The 19,593-nt window shown below is 48.4% G+C and carries 23 protein-coding genes; 18 read left to right on the top strand and 5 right to left on the bottom strand.

Going from position 1 to position 19,593, the window contains the following annotated elements; all coding sequences use genetic code 11:
• Positions 1–48 precede the first annotated feature (48 nt).
• Entirely contained in the window at positions 49–666 is a 618-nt protein-coding gene (locus AC0KH7_RS11415) for a hypothetical protein (RefSeq protein ID WP_472373512.1), read from the bottom strand.
• Positions 667–857: 191 nt separating this feature from the next.
• On the opposite strand from AC0KH7_RS11415, the gene mnmG reads away from it, so the two are divergent.
• The 17 genes from mnmG (at position 858) to ubiA (ending at position 15,306) form a co-directional block, all read left to right on the top strand.
• Positions 858–2,750 carry a tRNA uridine-5-carboxymethylaminomethyl(34) synthesis enzyme MnmG gene (mnmG, locus tag AC0KH7_RS11410; RefSeq protein ID WP_472373510.1) on the top strand — a complete coding sequence of 631 codons (1,893 nt, stop codon included), beginning with the start codon at positions 858–860 and terminating at the stop codon, positions 2,748–2,750.
• 14 nt (positions 2,751–2,764) lie between these two features.
• Positions 2,765–3,415, top strand: coding sequence for a 16S rRNA (guanine(527)-N(7))-methyltransferase RsmG (gene rsmG / locus AC0KH7_RS11405; RefSeq protein ID WP_472373508.1), 651 nt, complete (start codon positions 2,765–2,767; stop codon positions 3,413–3,415).
• Entirely contained in the window at positions 3,416–4,183 is a 768-nt protein-coding gene (locus AC0KH7_RS11400; RefSeq protein WP_472373506.1) for a ParA family protein, read from the top strand. It begins immediately after the preceding gene.
• A gap of 14 nt (positions 4,184–4,197) precedes the next feature.
• Complete coding sequence (locus AC0KH7_RS11395) at positions 4,198–5,064, top strand: ParB/RepB/Spo0J family partition protein (protein WP_472373504.1); 867 nt, start codon at positions 4,198–4,200, stop codon at positions 5,062–5,064.
• A 229-nt stretch (positions 5,065–5,293) separates the two neighbouring features.
• Entirely contained in the window at positions 5,294–5,605 is a 312-nt protein-coding gene (locus tag AC0KH7_RS11390; protein WP_472373502.1) for an AtpZ/AtpI family protein, read from the top strand.
• Positions 5,602–5,973 carry an ATP synthase subunit I gene (locus AC0KH7_RS11385; protein WP_472373501.1) on the top strand — a complete coding sequence of 124 codons (372 nt, stop codon included), beginning with the start codon at positions 5,602–5,604 and terminating at the stop codon, positions 5,971–5,973. Before AC0KH7_RS11390 ends, AC0KH7_RS11385 begins: the two co-directional genes overlap by 4 nt.
• An 11-nt stretch (positions 5,974–5,984) precedes the next feature.
• The gene (atpB, locus tag AC0KH7_RS11380; RefSeq protein WP_472373500.1) at positions 5,985–6,797 is read left to right on the top strand and encodes a F0F1 ATP synthase subunit A; all 813 of its coding nucleotides are present in this window, start codon (positions 5,985–5,987) and stop codon (positions 6,795–6,797) included.
• Between the two features lie 141 nt (positions 6,798–6,938).
• On the top strand, positions 6,939–7,223 hold the full coding sequence (gene atpE / locus AC0KH7_RS11375) for a F0F1 ATP synthase subunit C (protein ID WP_011371579.1): 285 nt from the start codon (positions 6,939–6,941) through the stop codon (positions 7,221–7,223).
• Between the two features lie 58 nt (positions 7,224–7,281).
• On the top strand, positions 7,282–7,752 hold the full coding sequence (locus AC0KH7_RS11370) for a F0F1 ATP synthase subunit B (protein ID WP_068646546.1): 471 nt from the start codon (positions 7,282–7,284) through the stop codon (positions 7,750–7,752).
• A gap of 10 nt (positions 7,753–7,762) precedes the next feature.
• The gene (locus AC0KH7_RS11365; protein WP_472373498.1) at positions 7,763–8,299 is read left to right on the top strand and encodes a F0F1 ATP synthase subunit delta; all 537 of its coding nucleotides are present in this window, start codon (positions 7,763–7,765) and stop codon (positions 8,297–8,299) included.
• 14 nt (positions 8,300–8,313) lie between these two features.
• Complete coding sequence (atpA, locus tag AC0KH7_RS11360) at positions 8,314–9,855, top strand: F0F1 ATP synthase subunit alpha (protein WP_068646543.1); 1,542 nt, start codon at positions 8,314–8,316, stop codon at positions 9,853–9,855.
• 13 nt (positions 9,856–9,868) lie between these two features.
• Entirely contained in the window at positions 9,869–10,735 is an 867-nt protein-coding gene (gene atpG / locus AC0KH7_RS11355; RefSeq protein WP_472373496.1) for a F0F1 ATP synthase subunit gamma, read from the top strand.
• A gap of 29 nt (positions 10,736–10,764) precedes the next feature.
• Entirely contained in the window at positions 10,765–12,147 is a 1,383-nt protein-coding gene (gene atpD, locus AC0KH7_RS11350; protein ID WP_472373801.1) for a F0F1 ATP synthase subunit beta, read from the top strand.
• A gap of 6 nt (positions 12,148–12,153) precedes the next feature.
• A complete protein-coding gene (locus AC0KH7_RS11345; protein WP_068646541.1) occupies positions 12,154–12,588 on the top strand; it encodes a F0F1 ATP synthase subunit epsilon in 435 nt (144 codons plus the stop codon).
• Between the two features lie 140 nt (positions 12,589–12,728).
• Positions 12,729–14,093: a bifunctional UDP-N-acetylglucosamine diphosphorylase/glucosamine-1-phosphate N-acetyltransferase GlmU gene (glmU, locus tag AC0KH7_RS11340; protein ID WP_472373494.1), complete on the top strand. Its 1,365-nt coding sequence runs from the start codon at positions 12,729–12,731 to the stop codon at positions 14,091–14,093.
• Between the two features lie 52 nt (positions 14,094–14,145).
• The gene (locus AC0KH7_RS11335) at positions 14,146–14,412 is read left to right on the top strand and encodes a hypothetical protein (RefSeq protein ID WP_068646539.1); all 267 of its coding nucleotides are present in this window, start codon (positions 14,146–14,148) and stop codon (positions 14,410–14,412) included.
• Complete coding sequence (ubiA, locus tag AC0KH7_RS11330; RefSeq protein ID WP_472373492.1) at positions 14,413–15,306, top strand: 4-hydroxybenzoate octaprenyltransferase; 894 nt, start codon at positions 14,413–14,415, stop codon at positions 15,304–15,306. It abuts the gene before it with no gap.
• A 3-nt stretch (positions 15,307–15,309) separates the two neighbouring features.
• Here ubiA and AC0KH7_RS11325 read toward each other — a convergent pair whose 3' ends face one another.
• Positions 15,310–15,816: a hypothetical protein gene (locus AC0KH7_RS11325; RefSeq protein WP_472373490.1), complete on the bottom strand. Its 507-nt coding sequence runs from the start codon at positions 15,814–15,816 to the stop codon at positions 15,310–15,312.
• A 43-nt stretch (positions 15,817–15,859) separates the two neighbouring features.
• On the opposite strand from AC0KH7_RS11325, the gene AC0KH7_RS11320 reads away from it, so the two are divergent.
• The gene (locus tag AC0KH7_RS11320; RefSeq protein WP_472373488.1) at positions 15,860–17,014 is read left to right on the top strand and encodes a hypothetical protein; all 1,155 of its coding nucleotides are present in this window, start codon (positions 15,860–15,862) and stop codon (positions 17,012–17,014) included.
• Positions 17,015–17,081: 67 nt separating this feature from the next.
• Here the strand turns inward: AC0KH7_RS11320 and AC0KH7_RS11315 are convergent, their stop codons facing one another.
• From AC0KH7_RS11315 to AC0KH7_RS11305, 3 genes are read right to left on the bottom strand one after another with little or no spacing between them, the layout of a single operon-like run.
• Positions 17,082–18,395, bottom strand: coding sequence for a porin (locus tag AC0KH7_RS11315; RefSeq protein WP_472373486.1), 1,314 nt, complete (start codon positions 18,393–18,395; stop codon positions 17,082–17,084).
• 57 nt (positions 18,396–18,452) lie between these two features.
• Positions 18,453–18,935 (bottom strand): DsrE family protein, encoded by a 483-nt coding sequence (locus AC0KH7_RS11310; protein WP_472373484.1) that lies wholly within the window; start codon positions 18,933–18,935, stop codon positions 18,453–18,455.
• Positions 18,936–18,967: 32 nt separating this feature from the next.
• The gene (locus tag AC0KH7_RS11305) at positions 18,968–19,426 is read right to left on the bottom strand and encodes a DsrE family protein (protein WP_472373482.1); all 459 of its coding nucleotides are present in this window, start codon (positions 19,424–19,426) and stop codon (positions 18,968–18,970) included.
• Between the last annotated feature and the right edge of the window lie 167 nt (positions 19,427–19,593).

Here is a 19,593-nt window from a genome sequence, read left to right as displayed (position 1 = left end):
GCCTCTTGGTGTTTGTTAAAGAGGCTGACTCCGAGTTTTATGTAACGATTATGGCGCTACTTCGCCGTATCGGCCGAGGATTTTATTGATTTGTTTTTGTTGCGGGCGTTGGCTGCGAGGGGCGTCCAAAGGGTTGCCGCGACTGAGCGAGCCAGCACAGGTTAACCGTAAAATATTCGGTTGGGTTTTCGATTCAAGATAAAGATAGACCAGATCCATGGTTGGGTCAATGCCGTCGCCACCGTCGTTGTCAGCCAGTAATCGGGAGGCTGGGGCGTCCGTCATCGTTGTTTGAGGAAAGAGGCTCGTTTGATTGGCGGCTAAATAACGGGTTTGGGGCATGGCTGAAGCAATGGCTTCGGAGTCGATGCGCACTTTGGTGATGGTAAAGGTGCCGGGTTGAACCACTTGAGGCTTGTCGGACAGGTGTTTGACTTCGAGTTCGCAGTGTTGTTCGTAGCGGTTAAAGCCGTGGTGGGTGGTCATTTGACCATCCTGAATAAAAGCGCGAGCGTCATGTCTTGGAATGGTGACCGGTTTTTTCAATGTAAAGGTGTAACCTGCTTGGACGTCCATCATGCTTTTGGGCGGTGTCAGCGAGCAAGCGCTTAGGGAGAGAAGAGCCAGCAATAGAGATAAACGAACAGGCGTGAAAACCAATGTCATAGTGAGGCCTTTTTGTTGAGTGTTTTCAACATTATAGAAGAAAATTTTGGATGAAAGGTAAAATTATTCTAAATAGAATTTATGCTACAATATGTCGTTTTTTCAGGGCGAGTCGATAAGACGGTTTTAGCCAGGCCTGGTGGGGTTTCTGGTTCCGGTGTCGGCGTTCAACAGGTGGTGGAGTTTTTTCGATGGATAGCGCGGTGACCAATTTTGATGTGATTGTCGTCGGGGGCGGGCATGCCGGTACGGAAGCCGCGCTGGCGTCGGCGCGTATGGGCGTGAAAACCTTGCTGTTAACGCACAATATCGATACGCTCGGGCAAATGTCTTGTAACCCGGCCATCGGCGGTATTGGCAAAGGGCATCTGGTGAAGGAAGTGGATGCAATGGGCGGCGCCATGGCGTTGGCGATTGATGAAGCCGGGATTCAGTTCCGTACGTTAAATGCGTCGAAAGGGCCGGCCGTTCGTGCTACCCGTGCGCAGGCCGACCGGGTGTTGTACCGTCAGGCGATTCGCATGCGATTGGAAAATCAGGTGAACCTGACCATTTTCCAGCAATCGGTGGAAGATTTGATTTTGGAAGGTGATGAAGTCATCGGCGCCATCACTCAGATGGGGTTGCGTTTCTATGCGCGCCAAGTCGTGCTAACCGCCGGCACCTTCCTGGCCGGGCGCATTCACATCGGTTTGAAAAATTATGAAGGCGGTCGCGCCGGAGATGCCCCGGCCAACGGGCTGGCAGAGAAAATGCGTGAATTGGACTTGCCGGTCGGGCGCTTGAAAACCGGAACGCCGCCGCGCATCGATGCGCGCAGCGTGGATTTTGAAGCCATGCAGATTCAACCGGGCGACACGCCTTTGCCGGTGTTTTCTTTTATGGGCAAAGCGGGTATGCATCCGCAGCAAATGCCCTGTTACATTACCTATACCAACGAACAAACTCATGAGTTTATTCGCCAATCTTTGGATCAGTCGCCGATGTATTCCGACGCCGGAGAAATCGACAGTGTCGGGCCGCGTTATTGCCCGTCCATCGAAGATAAGGTGATGCGTTTTGCCGAGCGCGATCGCCATCAGGTGTTTATCGAACCGGAAGGATTGACGTCGAATGAATTGTACCCAAATGGCATTTCCACCAGTTTGCCGTTTGAAACCCAAGTGCAGATTGTCCAGTCCATGAAGGGGATGGAGAATGCGCGCATTATGCGGCCAGGTTACGCCATCGAATACGATTATTTCGACCCGCGTGGCTTAAAGCCGACTCTGGAAACCCAAGCGGTTCACGGCTTGTTCTTCGCCGGTCAAATCAACGGTACCACCGGTTATGAAGAAGCCGCTGCACAAGGCTTGTTGGCCGGTTTGAACGCCGCACGTCGCGCGCAGGAAAAAACGCCGTGGTATCCGCGACGTGATGAAGCCTATATTGGCGTGTTGGTGGATGATTTGATTACGATGGGCACGTCTGAGCCTTATCGAATGTTTACCTCGCGCGCCGAGTATCGCCTGATGTTGCGTGAAGATAATGCCGACCAGCGTTTAACGCCGATTGCGCGCGAGTTTGGCTTGATTGACGATGAGCGCTGGATGGCATTTGAAACCAAAATGGAACAGATGGAAACCGAGCTGGCGCGTTTGAAGGAAACCTGGATTTATCCGCAGCATGCCGAGGCGAAAAAGGCCGAGGCCTTGATGGACTTGCCGTTGAGTAAAGAACAAACGCTTTATGATCTGCTCAAACGCCCGAAAGTGAGCTATGACGCTTTGGCGTCGCTGGACATGTTCGGTGATGGTTTGCAGGATGAGACGGTGGTGGATCAGATTGAGATTGAAGCCAAGTATTCCGGTTACATTGCCCGTCAGCAGGAAGATATTGATAAGTTGCGTCGTGCCGAAAGTGTCGAAATTCCCGATAATCTGGATTTGGAGGCCATTTCCGGCCTGTCGAACGAAGTGAAACAGAAGTTGCGCGAGCATAAGCCGGCGACCTTGGGCATGGCGTCGCGTATTTCCGGTGTGACGCCCGCGGCGGTGTCGCTGCTGCTGATTTCAATTAAAAAACAGCGCAAAGCGGCTGGTTGAGGAGCAATTTGTTCGTGGATACCGCTCGTCATAACCAATATTCAGATCGACTTGCCGCCGCGTTTGAGCAGTTCGGTTTGCCCGAAAATGCCCAGGCCTGGTCGAAATTGCTGCATTACCTTTCCCTGTTGGAAAAGTGGAATAAAACCTACAACCTGACCGCGATTCGCGATCTGGATGAGATGTTCGTCAAGCATTTGCTCGACAGTTTGAGTGTGGCCCCTATTATTGACAGTCAGCGTTTGATTGATGTCGGTACCGGCGGTGGCTTACCCGGCATTCCGCTGGCGATTCTGTTCCCGGAGCGTCAAATCGATTTGTTGGACAGTAACAGTAAAAAAACCCGTTTTTTAATTCAGGCGAAAGCCGAACTGGGTTTGGAGAACGTTACGGTTCTGCATCAACGGGTCGAACAATATCGCCCGGAGCAACGTTACGATGGTGTGGTGTCACGCGCGTTTGCCTCGCTGGACGATATGTTGGGGTGGACAGAGCATCTGTTGGCGGTTGGCGGGCACTGGTGGGCGATGAAAGCGCAAAAAACGCAAGATGAAGTCGCAGAACTGCCAGAGTTTGCTAAAATGTCGCAAGTTTTTGACTTGAAAGTGCCCGATTTGGATGCGCAAAGAACGTTGATTAAAATCGAAAAATGCCGGGAAAAATAAATGAGTAGGATCATTGCGGTCGCCAATCAGAAAGGGGGTGTCGGGAAGACGACATCGACGGTGAACTTGTCCGCTGCGTTGGCTCGAATGCAGAAAAAAGTTCTGATGATTGATTTGGATCCGCAGGGCAATGCAACGGTCGCCATCGGGCTGGAAAAAGACGACCTAGAAGTGTCTGCTTACGATGTGCTGGTCGGCGAGACCAAGGCCCGTGATGCGGTGCTTGAAACCAATGTCGAAAACCTCGATTTGATTGGTGCCAATGGCGATTTGACCGCGGCCGAAGTCGACTTGATTGACGAGTCGAAAGGCCCGAAGCGTCTGCGAAAAGCGCTGAAAAAGCTGCGTGATAAATACGATGTGATTCTCATCGACTGTCCTCCGACTTTAAATATGCTGACCTTGAATGCACTGACCGCCGCCGACGGTATTTTGGTGCCGGTGCAGTGTGAATATTTCGCCCTGGAAGGGCTGTCGGCTTTGATGGATACTATTGAGGCGGTTCAAGCGGATTTGAATCCGGATTTGCACATTGACGGTTTGTTGCGAACCATGTACGACCGGCGCAATAACTTGGCGAATGATGTGTCCAGTGAATTGGTGGCGCATTTTGGTATGAAAGTGTTGCAAACCATTGTGCCGAGAAACGTTCGCTTGGCGGAAGCGCCAAGTTACGGTGAGTCGATACTGGATTACGATCGCGGCTCGAATGGCGCGGTGGCGTATTTGGCCTTGGCAAATGAATTGATCCGAAAAACAAAAATCTAACTGGGTAAAGAGTGATGGCGAAAAAACGTTCTGGCATGGGAAAAAGAGGGGTCAGCGCCCTGATTGGCGGGAAGCAGAAGGCGGAAAACAACTTGTCGGACTTGCGGGTGGATAAGATTGCGATTGACCAGTTGGTGCCGGGCGAATATCAACCGCGTCAACAGTTTGATGCCGATGCCTTGCAAGAATTGTCGGATTCGATTCGTATTCAGGGAATTGTCCAGCCGATAGTGGTGAAGTCATTAGGCCATGACCGCTATGAGATCATTGCCGGTGAGCGTCGCTGGCGCGCGGCTAAGCAAGCGGGACTGGAGTCGGTGCCGGTCGTGATTCGAAAGGCGGATAATCAGGCCACATTGGCCATGGCTTTGATTGAAAACATGCAACGTGAAGACTTGAATCCGATTGAGACGGCGTTGGGTTTAAAGCGTTTGATGCAAGAGTTTGATCTGACGCAACAGGCCGTGGCCGATGCGGTGGGACGTTCCCGTGCGTCTGTTACCAACTTATTGCGTTTGCTGAAACTGCCACAAGCTGTTCAAAATTGGTTGCATGATGGCAAGTTGTCGATGGGGCATGCCCGGGCCATTATTACGCTACCGGAACCGGTTCAGTTGGAATTGGCTGAAAAAGCCATTTTGAAGCAATGGACGGTACGGGATATTGAACAGGCGGTTCAAAATGTGTTGGTTCCCAGCCAGTTGAAGAAGTCGCCAAAGCCAGTTTTGCCAAAATTTGCCGAAGATCACCAGACACGTTTAGCGGAAAAAATGGCGACGGATGTGAAGATTTCGCATGGCGCAAAAGGCCGCGGCAAAATTGAAATTGCGTATCGTTCGGAAGAAGAGCTGAAACGGTTATTACATGAATTAAATCAGTGATTTAAATACAGGAATATACGTTTTCTGTTGGGGCGTCTATCCGCACTGAAATGATTGCCTTAAATTACTCACTAGTGTTCGTTTTTTGAAATGAAACAATATATTGTGGGCAAAAAAAATTAATTGGATTATTACTAGATTTTGGCATCAGAAACAGCTATTATTCTTGACCGTTTGACTTGAGAAGAAAGTCGAGCTTGAATAAATTTTTGGAGTATCAGAAAGTCCCGTGTCGGAAATAGAACCCAAACAGGCTGAAAAACATCAGGCTGAAAAAAATGCTAGAAAGCATAAGCCAGCCTTGAACTTTTTGCTGTTGAGCGCCGGTTCTGTTTTCACGAGCATGATTGTCGCCGGTTTTTTGGTCGGTTATGCCTTTGACGTGCTGTTAGACACCACGCCGTTATTCTTGTTAAGTTGCGGTGTGCTTGGGTTTGTCGGCGGGATGATGAAAGTACATAAACTGCTTGGAAAAATGGAATTGTTAGACGAGAAACCGATGAGTTCGGTGAGCGATTCCAAGCAGTCGGATAAGGAATGAACATGCAAGCAAACAGCTTGGGTAAATCCATCCAGATTCAAGGATTATTGGGTTTGTTGATGGTAGCGGTGTTTGCTTGGCAGGAGCAGTTTTCTGCCGCCGCGTTCGGTTTTTTGATCGGTGTTGTGAATGTGGCTTTGTTAGGACTGACGTTTAAGGTCGCTAACCAAAAAGCCAAGACGAATCCGAAAAGCGGCATATTAGTTTTATATTTGAGTGCAGTGGCTAGGTTTATCCTGCTTGCTGTGTTATTTGTTTTGGGGCTGCAATTTTTTGAATTGGCACCCTTGCCGGTGGTTTTGACCTTTGTGGTCATGCAAATCGGTCAGGTGTTTAATTTAAAAGGCAAGCAGCGTTTGACTGACTAAGGAGAAGACCCTTGAGTGCTGAAAAAATGGGGACGGTCGAGTATATTCAACACCACTTGACCAATAATAGCATTGGAGAAGGTTTCTGGACATTTAACCTGGATACCATCTTTTTTAGTGTGTTACTGGGCGCATTGATTGTCTTTACGGCAATGCGTTTGGGCCGACAACTTGAGTCCGGTACACCGGGCGGATTCCAGAACTTTGTTGAAAGTATTCTGGATTTTGTTTCCACCAATGTAAGAGACGCTTTCCCTGGACACAATCCATTGATCGCTCCTTTGGCACTGACCATTTTCCTTTGGGTATGGTTGATGAACTTCATGGATTTGATTCCGGTTGATTTGTTGCCTTACCTGTTCCAAATCATTACGGGCGACCCGCATGCGTATTTGAAAGTGGTTCCAACCACGGATTTGAATACTACTTTGGGGATGGCATTCACCGTATTCGCATTGATTCTTTACTACAACATTAAAGTGAAAGGGATTGTTGGGTTCATCAAGATGTTCCTGTTCCACCCTTTCGGTAAATTCTTAGTCCCTGTCAACATTGTTATGACGCTGATCGAAGAAGTCTCCAAGCCTTTGTCCTTGGCGCTGCGTTTGTTCGGTAACATGTTTGCGGGGGAATTGGTATTCCTGCTGATCGCTTTGATCGGTGGAACTTTGGCAGTGGGTGCCGCTGCCTTATTCTGGGCGCCGTTACAAGCGGTATTGGACTTAGGTTGGTTGATTTTCCACTTGTTGGTAATCACGCTTCAGGCCTTTATCTTTATGGTGTTAACCATTGTTTATCTGGGTATGGCTCACGAAGAGCATTAAGGGTAAACGATAAAAGGAATAGCGGGGAGCTTGTCTCCCTTAAGGTTTAAGCGCACCTGCCGGGTTTCATTGAACAATGGTGATGCCGGTAAAAAGCTTTTTTAACTTTAACTTTGTATAAAACTTTAAGGAGTAATCTAAATGGAAGCTCAATTTATTGCGGACATTTATGCTGCTACAGCAATTGGTGTGGGTGTGATCTTGGCTGCGGCTGGTCTAGGTTCAGCTATTGGCTGGGGTCTGATCTGTTCTAAGACTCTAGAAGGCATCGCACGTCAACCAGAAATGCGTCCTGCGCTAATGACAAACATGTTCATTTTCGCCGGTTTGATGGAATCTTTCCCATTCATTATCTTGGCATTTGCAATGTGGTTCCTATTCGCTAACCCATTCGTCGGAGCTATGCAAGCTGCTTTGGGTGCCTAATCCAAACTGTTTTCATAACCAACTATTTTTTAAATAAACGAATGGCGAGGTAACCACCGTGAGTATTAATGCAACGCTTCTCATCCAAATCTTAGCTTTTGTGCTGTTGATTTGGTTGGTGAATAAAGTGCTGTGGGGGCCGCTGTCTAAGCTAATGGAAGATCGTCAGAAACGTATTGCTGACGGCCTTTCTGCCGCTGAGAAAGGTAAGCATGAACTTGAGTTGGCTGAACAACGTGCGAAAGAAGTACTGAAGGACGCCAAAGCTCAAGCTCAAAATGTGCTGAGTCAAGCTGAAAAAAGAGGGTCTGAAATCGTAGAAGATGCGAAGATCAAAGCCTCTGAAGAAGCTGACCGCATTAAGGCTTCCGCCCAAGCAGAATTAGAGCAAGAAGTCAGTCGCGCAAGAGAAGAGCTTCGTAAAGAAGTCTCCACTCTGGTTGTTTCTGGTGCAGAAAAAATTCTTAACAAAGAAGTTGATGCAGCAGCACACAATGACATGCTTGAAACCTTAGTTAAGTCAATCTAAGGATAACTCTATGGCAGAATTAATAACGATTGCAAGACCGTACGCTGAAGCCGCTTTTGAGGTGGCTAAAGAAGAAAATAAACTAGCGGAATGGTCAGAGCAGTTAGCCAATTTGGCCGCCATCGCTTCTGATGACGCGATGCAGGCCTTTATGGTGAACCCGTCCGCAACCGAAGAAGAAGTCTTGGACATCTTCGTTGGTGTGATGGGAACGGCTTTGATGGATGACGCTAAAAACCTTCTGACGATTATGTCTGAAAACAAACGCTTGGTAGCGCTTTCTGACGTGGCTGAATTGTTTGAACAATTGAAAGCTGAAGACGAAAAACGTATCAGAGCGACTGTTATTTCAGCCCGCAAAGCAACGGTTGAGCAGAAGAAGAAATTAAGTGCTGCTTTAAATGCTAAGTTTGATGCCGACGTTGAGGTGAATTATGAAGAAGACCCAACGTTGATCGCAGGCATTAAGATTAAAGTCGGTGACTGGGTGGTAGATGGCTCAGCGCGTTCTCAACTTAACAAACTTGGCGCAGCAATCGCCCAATAATGGAGAGGAAACACATGCAATTGAATGCCTCTGAAATCAGTAACCTAATCAAAGACCGAATCAAAGGGTTTGATGGGGCTGCAGAGTCTGGCAGTGAAGGTACGGTCGTCAGTATTGCTGACGGGATCGCACTTATTCATGGTGTGTCGGATGTAATGTATGGTGAGATGGTTCAATTTGACGAAGAGACTTTCGGTATGGCGCTTAACCTTGAGCGCGATTCCGTTGGTGTCGTTGTTCTAGGTGAATATGAGCACATCTCAGAAGGTGATAAAGTCACTTGTACCGGACGTATTTTGGAAGTGCCGGTTGGTCCGGAAATGAACGGTCGCGTTGTAGACGGTCTAGGTCGTCCAATCGACGGTAAAGGTGCGATTGACGCGAAAGTCACTTCGCCGATCGAACGTATCGCACCGGGTGTTATCGATCGTCAATCGGTTGATCAGCCAATGATGACGGGTATCAAGTCTATCGACTCGATGATCCCAGTTGGTCGTGGTCAGCGTGAGTTGATTATCGGTGACCGTCAAACAGGTAAAACGGCTATCGCGATTGATGCCATCATTTCACAAAAGAACACGGGTGTGAAATGTGTTTATGTCGCAATGGGCCAAAAAGCTTCTACGGTCAACAACGTAGCGCGTAAATTGGAAGAATACGGAGCCATGGAAAACACGGTTATCGTGGCCGCAAATGCTTCCGATCCAGCGGCGTTGCAATATATGGCGGCTTATGCCGGTTGTGCGATGGGTGAATACTATCGTGACCGCGGTGAAGACGCTTTGATCATCTATGATGATCTGACCAAGCAAGCGCAAGCGTATCGTCAAATTTCCTTGTTGCTACGTCGTCCACCAGGACGTGAAGCTTTCCCTGGGGATGTTTTCTACCTTCACTCTCGTTTGCTTGAGCGTGCTGCTCGTGTTAACGCGGACTATGTAGAAAAATTCACCAACGGTGAAGTGAAAGGTAAGACCGGTTCTTTGACCGCGCTACCAATCATTGAAACCCAAGCCGGTGACGTATCAGCATTTGTACCAACCAACGTAATCTCGATTACAGACGGACAAATCTTCCTAGAGACTGGTTTGTTCACGCAAGGTATCCGTCCAGCGGTTAACGCAGGTCTTTCGGTATCTCGTGTTGGTGGTTCTGCCCAAACAAAAGCGATCAAAAAGCTGGGTGGTGGTATTCGTCTTGATTTGGCTCAGTATCGTGAATTGGCGGCTTTCGCTCAGTTTGCATCTGATCTGGATCCTGCAACAAAAGCTCAGTTGGAGCGTGGTAAGCGCGTCACCGAGTTGATGAAGCAGAAGCAGTATTCACCTTTGACTATCGCTGAAATGGCTGTTTCTCTGTATGCAGCGAACGAAGGTTACCTTGATGACGTTGAAGTTGAAAAGGTACTGGACTTCGAAGCGGCCTTGCATGCCTATCTAAACTCTGAAAAAGCTGATTTGGCGGCTAAAATCAACGAAAAAGGCGACTGGAATGATGACATCATTGCAGACGTTAAAGCGATGGTTGAAGCATTCAAAGCAAACGGCGTTTATTAAGAAGGGGTAGGCCATGGCAGGCGGTAGTAAAGAAATACGGGCGAAAATCGCTTCCGTAACAAATACCAAGAAAATCACCAAAGCCATGGAAATGGTGGCGGCTTCCAAAATGCGCAAAGCACAAGCGCGCATGGAAGCTACACGCCCATATGTCGAAAAAGTGAAGAGAGTCATCAATCACGTTTCCGGCGCGCACCCTGAGTATAAGCATCCTTATACCCAGGTTCGCGAGCAGGTAAAACGCGTAGCATTGATTATGGTCTCTTCCGACCGTGGACTATGTGGTGGTTTAAATTCAAACTTATTCCGCAAAGCATTGCCATTGCTTAAAAAGTGGCAGGAGCAAGGTGTGGAAGTTGAGCTTGCACTGGTCGGTAACAAGGCCCAAACATTCTTTAAAAGCTACGGCGGGAATGTTGTGGCCACCGTCACTGATCTGGGCGATGCCCCACACATCGAAGATTTGGTCGGGACCATTAAAGTGGTTCTGGATCGTTTTGACGCGGGTGAAGTCGATGAAGTGCATCTGGCTTCCAACGAATTCGTTAATACGATGACTCAATCTCCGACGATTACACAGCTTGTTCCTTTGCAATCTGATGAAGAATCAACAGAAGAAACGTATTGGGATTACATTTACGAACCTGATGCGAAAACGGCCCTGAACTTGTTGATGCGCCGTTATGTTGAAAGTACCGTTTTCGGTGCCGTTGTGGAAAACGCGGCCTGTGAACAGGGTGCTCGAATGATTGCAATGAAGAATGCGACTGATAATGCGGGTGAGATGATTAACGAGCTTAAGCTGTCTTACAACAAGGCTCGTCAAGCAGCAATCACAGCCGAACTTTCGGAAATTGTGGCTGGTTCATCAGCTGTTTAAGTTTGAAGTATTTCAATAAAAGGTTAAAGATTATGAGTGGAAAAATAGTACAAGTAATCGGCGCGGTAATCGACGTCGAATTTAAAGGTGCTGATTTACCAAAGATCTATGACGCGTTAACTGTTGATGAACTAGGGCTCACTCTTGAAGTTCAACAGCAAGTCGGTGATGAAGTCGTGCGTGCCATCGCAATGGGTTCTTCCGACGGTCTGAAACGTGGCATGGCTGTTTCCAACACCGGTGAAGCGATTGCCGTTCCGGTTGGTAAACCAACACTGGGTCGTATCTTTGATGTTCTAGGGAACCCTATTGATAATGCGGGTCCTGTTGAATCCGAAGAAAAAATGACCATTCACCGTGCTGCACCAGCGTTTGAAGAGCTTGCCGCTTCTCAAGAGCTTTTGGAGACAGGTGTTAAAGTCATCGATTTGATTTGCCCATTTGCTAAGGGTGGTAAAGTCGGTCTGTTCGGTGGTGCCGGTGTTGGTAAAACCGTTAACATGATGGAATTGATCCGTAACATCGCCATCGAGCACTCCGGTTATTCCGTATTTGCCGGTGTAGGTGAGCGTACACGTGAAGGTAACGACTTCTATTATGAAATGGAAGAGTCCGGCGTATTGGACAAAGTTGCTTTGGTCTACGGTCAGATGAATGAGCCGCCAGGTAACCGTCTTCGTGTTGCCTTGACAGGTTTGACAATGGCTGAGTACTTCCGTGACGAAGGTCGTGACATCCTGTTCTTCGTGGATAACATTTACCGTTATACTCTAGCCGGTACAGAAGTATCCGCCCTGTTGGGCCGTATGCCTTCTGCGGTAGGTTACCAACCGACTTTGGCTCAGGAAATGGGGCAAATTCAGGAGCGTATCACGTCCACTAAAACCGGTTCCATCACGTCTATCCAAGCGGTCTATGTACCAGCGGATGACTTGACTGACCCGGCACCAGCAACAACGTTTGCTCACTTGGACGCGACCGTTGTATTGAACCGTTCGATTGCCGAAACCGGTATCTATCCTGCGATCGATCCATTGGACTCGACTTCTCGTCAGCTGGATCCTTTGGTGGTTGGTAACGAGCATTATGATACGGCTCGTGGCGTTCAAGAAACACTTCAGCGTTATAAAGAGTTGAAAGACATCATCGCTATCCTAGGGATGGACGAGCTGTCTGAAGAAGACCGTTCTTTAGTGGCACGCGCACGTAAGATGCAGCGCTTCTTCTCTCAACCTTATTTCGTCGCGAAAGTATTCACTGGTGAAGATGGACGTTATGTTTCATTGAAAGAAACCATCCGTGGTTTCAAAATGATTCTTTCCGGTGAACTTGACGATATTCCAGAGCAAGCATTTATGTATGCCGGTGATATCGACGAAGTGCTTGAAAAAGCTAAAAAATATAAGGATTAATTGATTATGGCAGTCTCAATGCAAGTCGATATTGTAAGTGCAGAGGGCTCAATGTTCTCTGGTAAAGCGGATATGGTCTTTGCACAGGCTGCCGATGGTGAAGTCGGCATCCTGCCAAAACATACCCAGCTATTAACTCAGTTAAAGCCAGGGCAGGTTCGTGTCGTCAGCGGTGATGAAGAAGATTTCTTTTTCATTAACAGCGGTGTTCTGGAAGTGCAACCAAGCGTTGTGACCATTCTGGCCGATACCGCGATTCGCGCTGAAGACTTGGATCAAGCTGCAGCTGAAGAAGCGAAACGTCGTGCCGAAGACGCGATGGAGCAAGCCAAATCTGATACAGATGTTGCGCGTGCTCAAATCGAATTGGCGGAAGCCGTTGCGCAGATTCAGACGATTACCAAGTTGCGTGATCGTTTGCACAAGACAGGATTGTCTTAAGTCAATTGTCCTTTTAGAAAAAGCACCTTCGGGTGCTTTTTTTTTTAGAATCGCCATCAAACAAATTCGATAAAATAGATTAATAAAAAACCTAATTGGATGGGTTTGATGGCTGTTTTATTTTACATTCAGGAGTTTGCATGTCTTTAAAAGTGATTATTTTGGCGGCTGGAAAAGGCACTCGTATGCGTTCGAGTCTACCCAAAGTATTACAGCCTTTGGCCCAAAAACCACTATTAGGGCATGTTGTCGAAACCGCGGATTCACTTGATTGCGAAAATATTGTGACGGTCATCGGTCACGGCGCCGAGCAAGTGGCCGAACGTATGGCACACCCGAATATTACGTTTGCGATGCAGGAAGAGCAGTTGGGCACCGGCCATGCTGTGCAGCAAGCGGTTCCATATTTTTCTGACGATGATATCGTTCTGGTGTTGTACGGGGACGTACCGCTAACCCGCAGGGAAACGCTTCAAGACTTGTTGAGCCTGGTGGATGAACAGCATCCTTTGGCTCTATTGACGATCAACCTGGAGGATGCGACAGGTTATGGTCGAATTGTGCGTGATGTCCATCATGCGGTTCAGGCGATTGTTGAAGAGAAAGATGCCAGTCCGGCTGAAAAAAGCATTCAGGAAGTTAATACCGGCATTTTAGCGGCCTCCGGGCGTTATTTGCGTCAATGGCTGGGATGCTTGTCGAGTGACAATGCGCAAGGCGAATACTATTTGACGGACATCATTGCGATGTGCGTGGCCGATGGCTTTGAGGTTCACACCACACAGCCGGAGTCGGAAATTGAGGTACTGGGCGTGAATAACAAAATGCAGCTGCAAGCTTTGGAAAGACGTTACCAGCAAGCCTTGGCCGAGGAGTTAATGGTGCAAGGCGTGACGCTCATCGATGCCAGCCGTTTAGACATTCGGGGTCGGTTGGATGTGGGGCAGGATGTGCAAATCGATGTGAATGTGGTGTTCGAAGGCCAAGTCACCTTGGGGAATAATGTGGTGATTGAAGCGAACTGTGTGATTAAAGACGCGGTGATTGCCGACAATACGGTGATTCATGCTTTCAGTCACATCGAATCGGCCACGATTGGTCCAGCCTGCCAAATCGGACCTTATGCTCGCCTGCGTCCGGGTTCCGAGTTGGCTGAGAACGTCAAAGTCGGTAATTTCGTCGAAACGAAAAAAGCGCAAATCGGTCGTGGTTCGAAAGTGAATCATTTATCCTATGTCGGGGATACCGTCATGGGGCAGGAGGTAAATATCGGTGCCGGTACGATTACCTGTAACTACGATGGGGTCAATAAACACCAAACCATTATTGGTGACCATGTTTTTGTCGGGTCCGATACTCAGTTGGTGGCGCCGGTAACGGTGCATGATGGGGCGACCATTGGTGCGGGTTCCACCATTACCAAAGATGCGCCGGCAGACACTTTGTCACTTTCTCGTTCCAAGCAAATCAGTTTCAAGGACTGGCAGCGTCCGGTTAAAAAATAACCAGGCCTGGCCGATTCTTTCCTGTTCACAATTCAAACCGTCGGGTGTCGATATGGTGTATTTAATGATCGAACCGCAACAAGCGGAAGCTTTTCAAAAACGCATGAATGATCAAGATTGGTCGCTGGTCTTCCAAGACGGAGGTCAAAGCCAGTTCATCGGCTGGGCCTATATGATGAAGTGGGAAAAACCGCTTGAGGATGGCCGCCAGGGAGAAGTAACCCTGCATTATTCCGACAATCACGGTGAACTGGAAGCCTATCTGGAAATGAATCCCCCCGCAAAACCTCATATGGATGCCTTAGTCGCGGAATTGTAAATGATGAATCGCGAAACCATACAAGCTTATTTAGATTTGACCCGTCTGAACCGGCCGATCGGCATTTATTTGGTGCTTTGGCCGGCGCTGTGGGCTCTTTGGTTGGCGGCCGATGGTACTCCGCCCCTGTCGATTTTAGGAATCTTTATTTTGGGCGCGGTGATTATGCGTTCGGCTGGTTGTGTGATTAATGATTATGCCGACCGTCATTTTGATGGCGGTGTGTCGAGAACATGCTGCCGTCCCTTAGCGACGGGTGTTTTGACTGAAAAGCAGGCACTCGGCTTTTTCGTGGTATTGGCGCTGTTGGGGTTCGGTTTGGTGCTGTTGCTGAATCCCTTGACGATTTACTTATCTTTCGGCGCACTGTTTTTGTCGGTTTTGTACCCTTTTATGAAGCGGCATACTTATTGGCCACAGGCTTTTTTGGGCGCGGCGTTTGCCTGGGCCATCCCGATGGCGTTTGCGGCGGTACAGGAGACGGTGCCTTGGCAGGCCTGGGTGATTTTCACGTTAACGTTGATCTGGGCGCTGATTTATGACACCGCTTACGCCATTGCCGATTTGGAGGATGACCTGAAGTTGGGTATTAAATCCACCGCCATCTTGTTTGGTGAGAAAGTGCAATGGATACTGGGCTTTTTCCAATTATTGATGCTGGCCGGTTTTATCTGGCTGGGGCAGCTGTTCGACTTGGGATTGGCGTATGATTTGTCCGTTTTAGTCGTTGCCGGGTTCTTTGTTTATCATCAATGGTTACTGCATTTTCATCAACCGGAACTGGCTTTTCGGATGTTTTTAAACAATCATTGGGTCGGTCTGGTGATTTTACTGGGTATTATACTGGACAAGAGCATTTTCCCGGCTATAACGACTGTAACCGCGCCCGTTTGAGCGTTATTGCAAGGTGATGTTATCGGGCATGTCGAGCAGGGGTTCCAAGTCCAGCGACCAATCGGATTTGTTTAAGGCCTTGCCGAAAACCGTTAGCAGAACCCCCATTAGCTCCGGATTATAGCCCAGTTGGATGCCGGCGCCTTCTTCCGGTTCCAGAATCAATTGCGGCGTTGGGCTATCCAGATTGCGAAAGGTCATTTTCGCTAATAGAATAGGGCTATTGCCTAACGGGTGTTCAAGGTTTTCCGGTTCCTCGTAAGGCTTATCGAAGTCGCCTTCCAGTTGCGCTTTTTCCTGACGAAGCTGCCGCTCGGCAGGGTGTTCGTTTTGAACGATGGCTTCACCGGTTTGCGGGTGTTGACCTTGCAAGGCGGGAATCAGTAATTTCAGATAACGTCGGGTAATCCAGGCCTGCAAACACTGTTGCTGTTGAGTGTGCAGTTGAAACAGAATTCGATCTTCAATGGGTTGGTAGGTCGCTTGGATTTGTTTGATTTGGTCCGACATGAGGCTTTTTTGATTGCATAATAATAGAATCATTATACTGTTTTTGAGCTGGATTGCGTGGAGCATACCGCAAAGTGTGCTTTCCAGTGACTTTATCGAACAGGTGGACTCTACAACTGAAGACGAAGCGTCTGATAAGAAGGATCACTCCGCATCCGAATCTTCAAAAACACCCGCCAAAACGGGGCCGGAAACGGCTTCCGATACAGCCAACCCCGGCCCGCCACCGGAAAAAACCTATTTTTTCGAAGGCACAGAAAGTCCGTTATTGAACTTCACCTTTAAATACTTGGATACGATGCATGATTGGCTCAGTCATACCGTGGATGATTTCGGTGAACAAGCCGACGACTTCTTCGGAACCGATGACTCTTTTGACCGAACCAAGGGCAGTCGCTTGGATATTATGACACCGGTCCGTTTTCATTCGGACGGCAGTATTGATACGCAAGTTAAGTTTCGGGCCAAAATTGCCTTACCGAAAACCCAACGGCGCTGGCATGTGATTGTCAGTTCGGCAGAAGACAATATCAAAGAACTTTCTTCAGGCGGGGCGGGTACCGCCGGAACGGGTAATAACTCCCCATTGAATAATGCTTCCAGTGCCACCTCGCCGCAACAGGATGACGGAACCAATGTCGGTTTGCGTTATGCATTGGACTTGGCCGGCTTTACCGCTACCTTTGTCGATGTCGGCTTAAATTTTCGTAATATTATTGAACCGGATCCTTACGCGCGGATTAAATTGCATTATAAATGGAAGCTCAGCCCTAAATGGTATAGCCGGATGTATCAGGATTTGTATTGGCAAAGTTATAAAGGTGTGGGGCTGGATTCCCGTCAGGTCTTTGACCGGCAAATTAATAATCAGTTTTTATTCCGTTCGCAGACTGAAGCGGACTGGAAAGATAAAGATCAAAACTATTCGTTGTCGCAGAATTTTATTTTTGTCGATCAAGTCAATGTGCATCGCGGCTTGGCTTATTACCTCGGATGGAACTGGAACTGGACACCGGATGCGCCAGGGTTCAATTTAAGTTCCTATTCGGTTGGGGTGAATTGGCGGGAGCGAATTTATAAGGACTGGATGTTTTTTGAAATCGATCCGGAAATCAGTTTTTACGATGATACCAATTTCAATAAAGCCGACGCCAGCATTCGTTTTATGCTGGAAGCACAATTTTATGACCATAAGTAGTTGGCGGAATAACGGACATAAAAAAGGCCTGCAAAGCAGGCCAAGTACTTTAGACAAGCAACGAAACTTAGAAAACAGCCGTGAGCTGTACGGAAATGCGGTTATCAATGGAATCCAGAATGTCATTGACGGTATCGTTGGAGTTCGGCGCGTCAATGCTTCGGATTTCGTAGTTGGCTTTCAGCGAGGTCTTCTTATTGAAGAAATACTGTGCGCCTAAAGTGGTGGTTTCGAATACGCGTTCTGCGTTAGCCCCGCCGGTACCGTTTTTATCGGTGGCACTGTTCAGCTTGTCATAACGCACATCCAGTTCCACGCTGGAAATGGGGCGATACCCTAAGCTGACGTAATAACCGTCGGCTTTCTGATCCGGTAAGACACTGAAGGTACCGCCGTCGTCTGGCGTTCTTGCACCAGACGTGCCGCCGTAAATCATCCCGTCGGCCATGATGTATTCGGCTGCCATGCGGTATTTCCCATTATAGAAAGTGGTCCCCAAACCGCTACGAGTACGGTCTTGACTCTGTTCTGTGCCCGGTGTCGTCGGGGTACCGTCATTGTAATCTCGCTTCCCGTTTTGGGTCCAGGCATAAAGCTTAAATCCATGACGGCGTGGCCCTTTGGAATCACCGAAAACCTTTTCTGTGGAGGCATACAGGTAGGTATCCATATCCCCATTGTTGTTGGTGACCGCTAAACCGCTGCCGTTGCCGATCATAACGGCATAACTGGTGTCCCAGCCGCCGAGGTTAAAGGTGTCGAATACCTGCACCCCGGTATCGCGGAAAGCGCCGACCGGGCCATCCCGCTCGGTATTTCCACTTTGGTACTCAAAATCTCTTTCCAATAGCAAGCGATTGGTGGCATTGGTGAAATTAATGTAATTGGCGACGAAAGCGGCTTGCAAGGCTTCTTCCGAACCCGGTGTTTTAAATAAACCGGCACGTACGCGTGCGCCGGGAATGTAGTTCAGGGTCACACTGGCGTCGGTCAGCTGACCTTGCGAGGCGCCTTTGCCTGTGGTGATACCGTTGTTCCCGAATTCCGCCAGCAGGAAATAGTTCACTTTTTTATCCAATGGCAGGTTGTTGCCGCGCACCCCGATACGGGCACGTTTGACATTGAACCCGCTGGCGCTGTCCAGTTGAGGGGCCATTTGGTTAAAGGCCGCCGGTTTGCCTTTACCAGGGCCGGCTTTTAGTTTGGTGTCGTCGGTGTGCTGATAGTCCAGTTGCACAAAGCCCCAAAGCTTAGCTCTTGGCGCTTGATCGGCCGGTTCCGTGCCTTGCAGCATTAGCCAGTTGGTGGCGTGAGCCGGAGTGGTGGTGCAAGCCGCGATGATGGCGGCCGGTAACAGTTTGGTCAAAAATTGTTTTTTCATAAGCTTCTTCTCTGATTTTTGTCGTTTTAACGAAAGTCCGTGAGATCAATAGTCAGGTTAGGGTCTCAAGTAGACAAACCCTTCCTCTTGCAAGTGCGCCAATTCGGCGACGCCGCTGGGAACGATGTCTTTTTGGTCAACGTCATAAAGGTCACGTTTGTAATCGACGTTTCGCCCTTTTAGCGTGTTGTTACAGACATCAAATACCACGCCTTGCATACGTAGGCTATCGATTTTTTGCTGCATTTGCGTAGTGGCATTGGCGGTATGAAACTTCGGCACGTTTTTCAATTCTTCTGGCTTCAGCAATAAAGATAAGCCATTGCCATGCAGGACCACTTTGATTTCCAGGTTATCCGCACCGACCGCGTTGATGTGGTTCTGGATGTTACGTAAAGTGCTGGACTGCTTTTTGGCGTTGTCATAGTTGATGTGGTAAACCACTTTTTGGTGACCGTACCCTTCGGACGCTTGCGCGGAAGACAGCAGCATCCAACCGGAAAGTAAGGTCAAGACAATCAGTTTAGTAACGTTAAGCATCATGGTCTCCTCTGACTCTTAGAGTCGTTTAATTAAGGCTTCAGTATTTGGTAGCCGGCGGCATTCAATTGCAGGATTCGAGCCGCACCGGCCGGTACGACGGTTACACCTTCGGTCAGTGCCGGTTTGCTTCCCAAGATTTTGGTGAAATGTTTCAACGTATTCGCACAGCCACTGAAACGTACACCGGCGTTCATTAGCGATTTAATACGCGGGGTATTGACGTTGCCTTCCAGCATTAATCGTAAGCCAGGCCCGAAAGCAACGATTTCCAAGTCCAGATCACCGGCGTCATAGTGCTTCATCAAATTATTCGCCACATTCAAAACCAGGGTTTGTTTGAACGGGTTCGGGTCACTGATTTGCAACACAACCTTATGGGTGGCAAAAGTATCCGGAAGCGGGGGTTCTTGCGCCGCCGCCATAATGTTGGTTGAAAACAACAAAGTGGCGAGCCAGCTGAAGATGAACAGTTTTATTTTTTGATTCACGTTTTATTTCCTCCAAAGTGTCATGCGTCTTCAAGAGCGCTCTCCCCAATAACGGAAAATCGTCCGGCTTTATTCCAACTTTCTGAGATGGTTATTTCTATGGTGGGATAACGGCTTCTTATTTCATAAAACAGTTATATTCTTATGGGTAAAACAAAGGCTTGTGA

This window comes from Hydrogenovibrio sp. (genome assembly GCF_965140365.1).
Lineage (GTDB): Bacteria > Pseudomonadota > Gammaproteobacteria > Thiomicrospirales > Thiomicrospiraceae > Hydrogenovibrio.
Note: the sequence above shows the minus strand (reverse complement) of the source record. Positions and strands in the feature narration are given on the sequence as shown.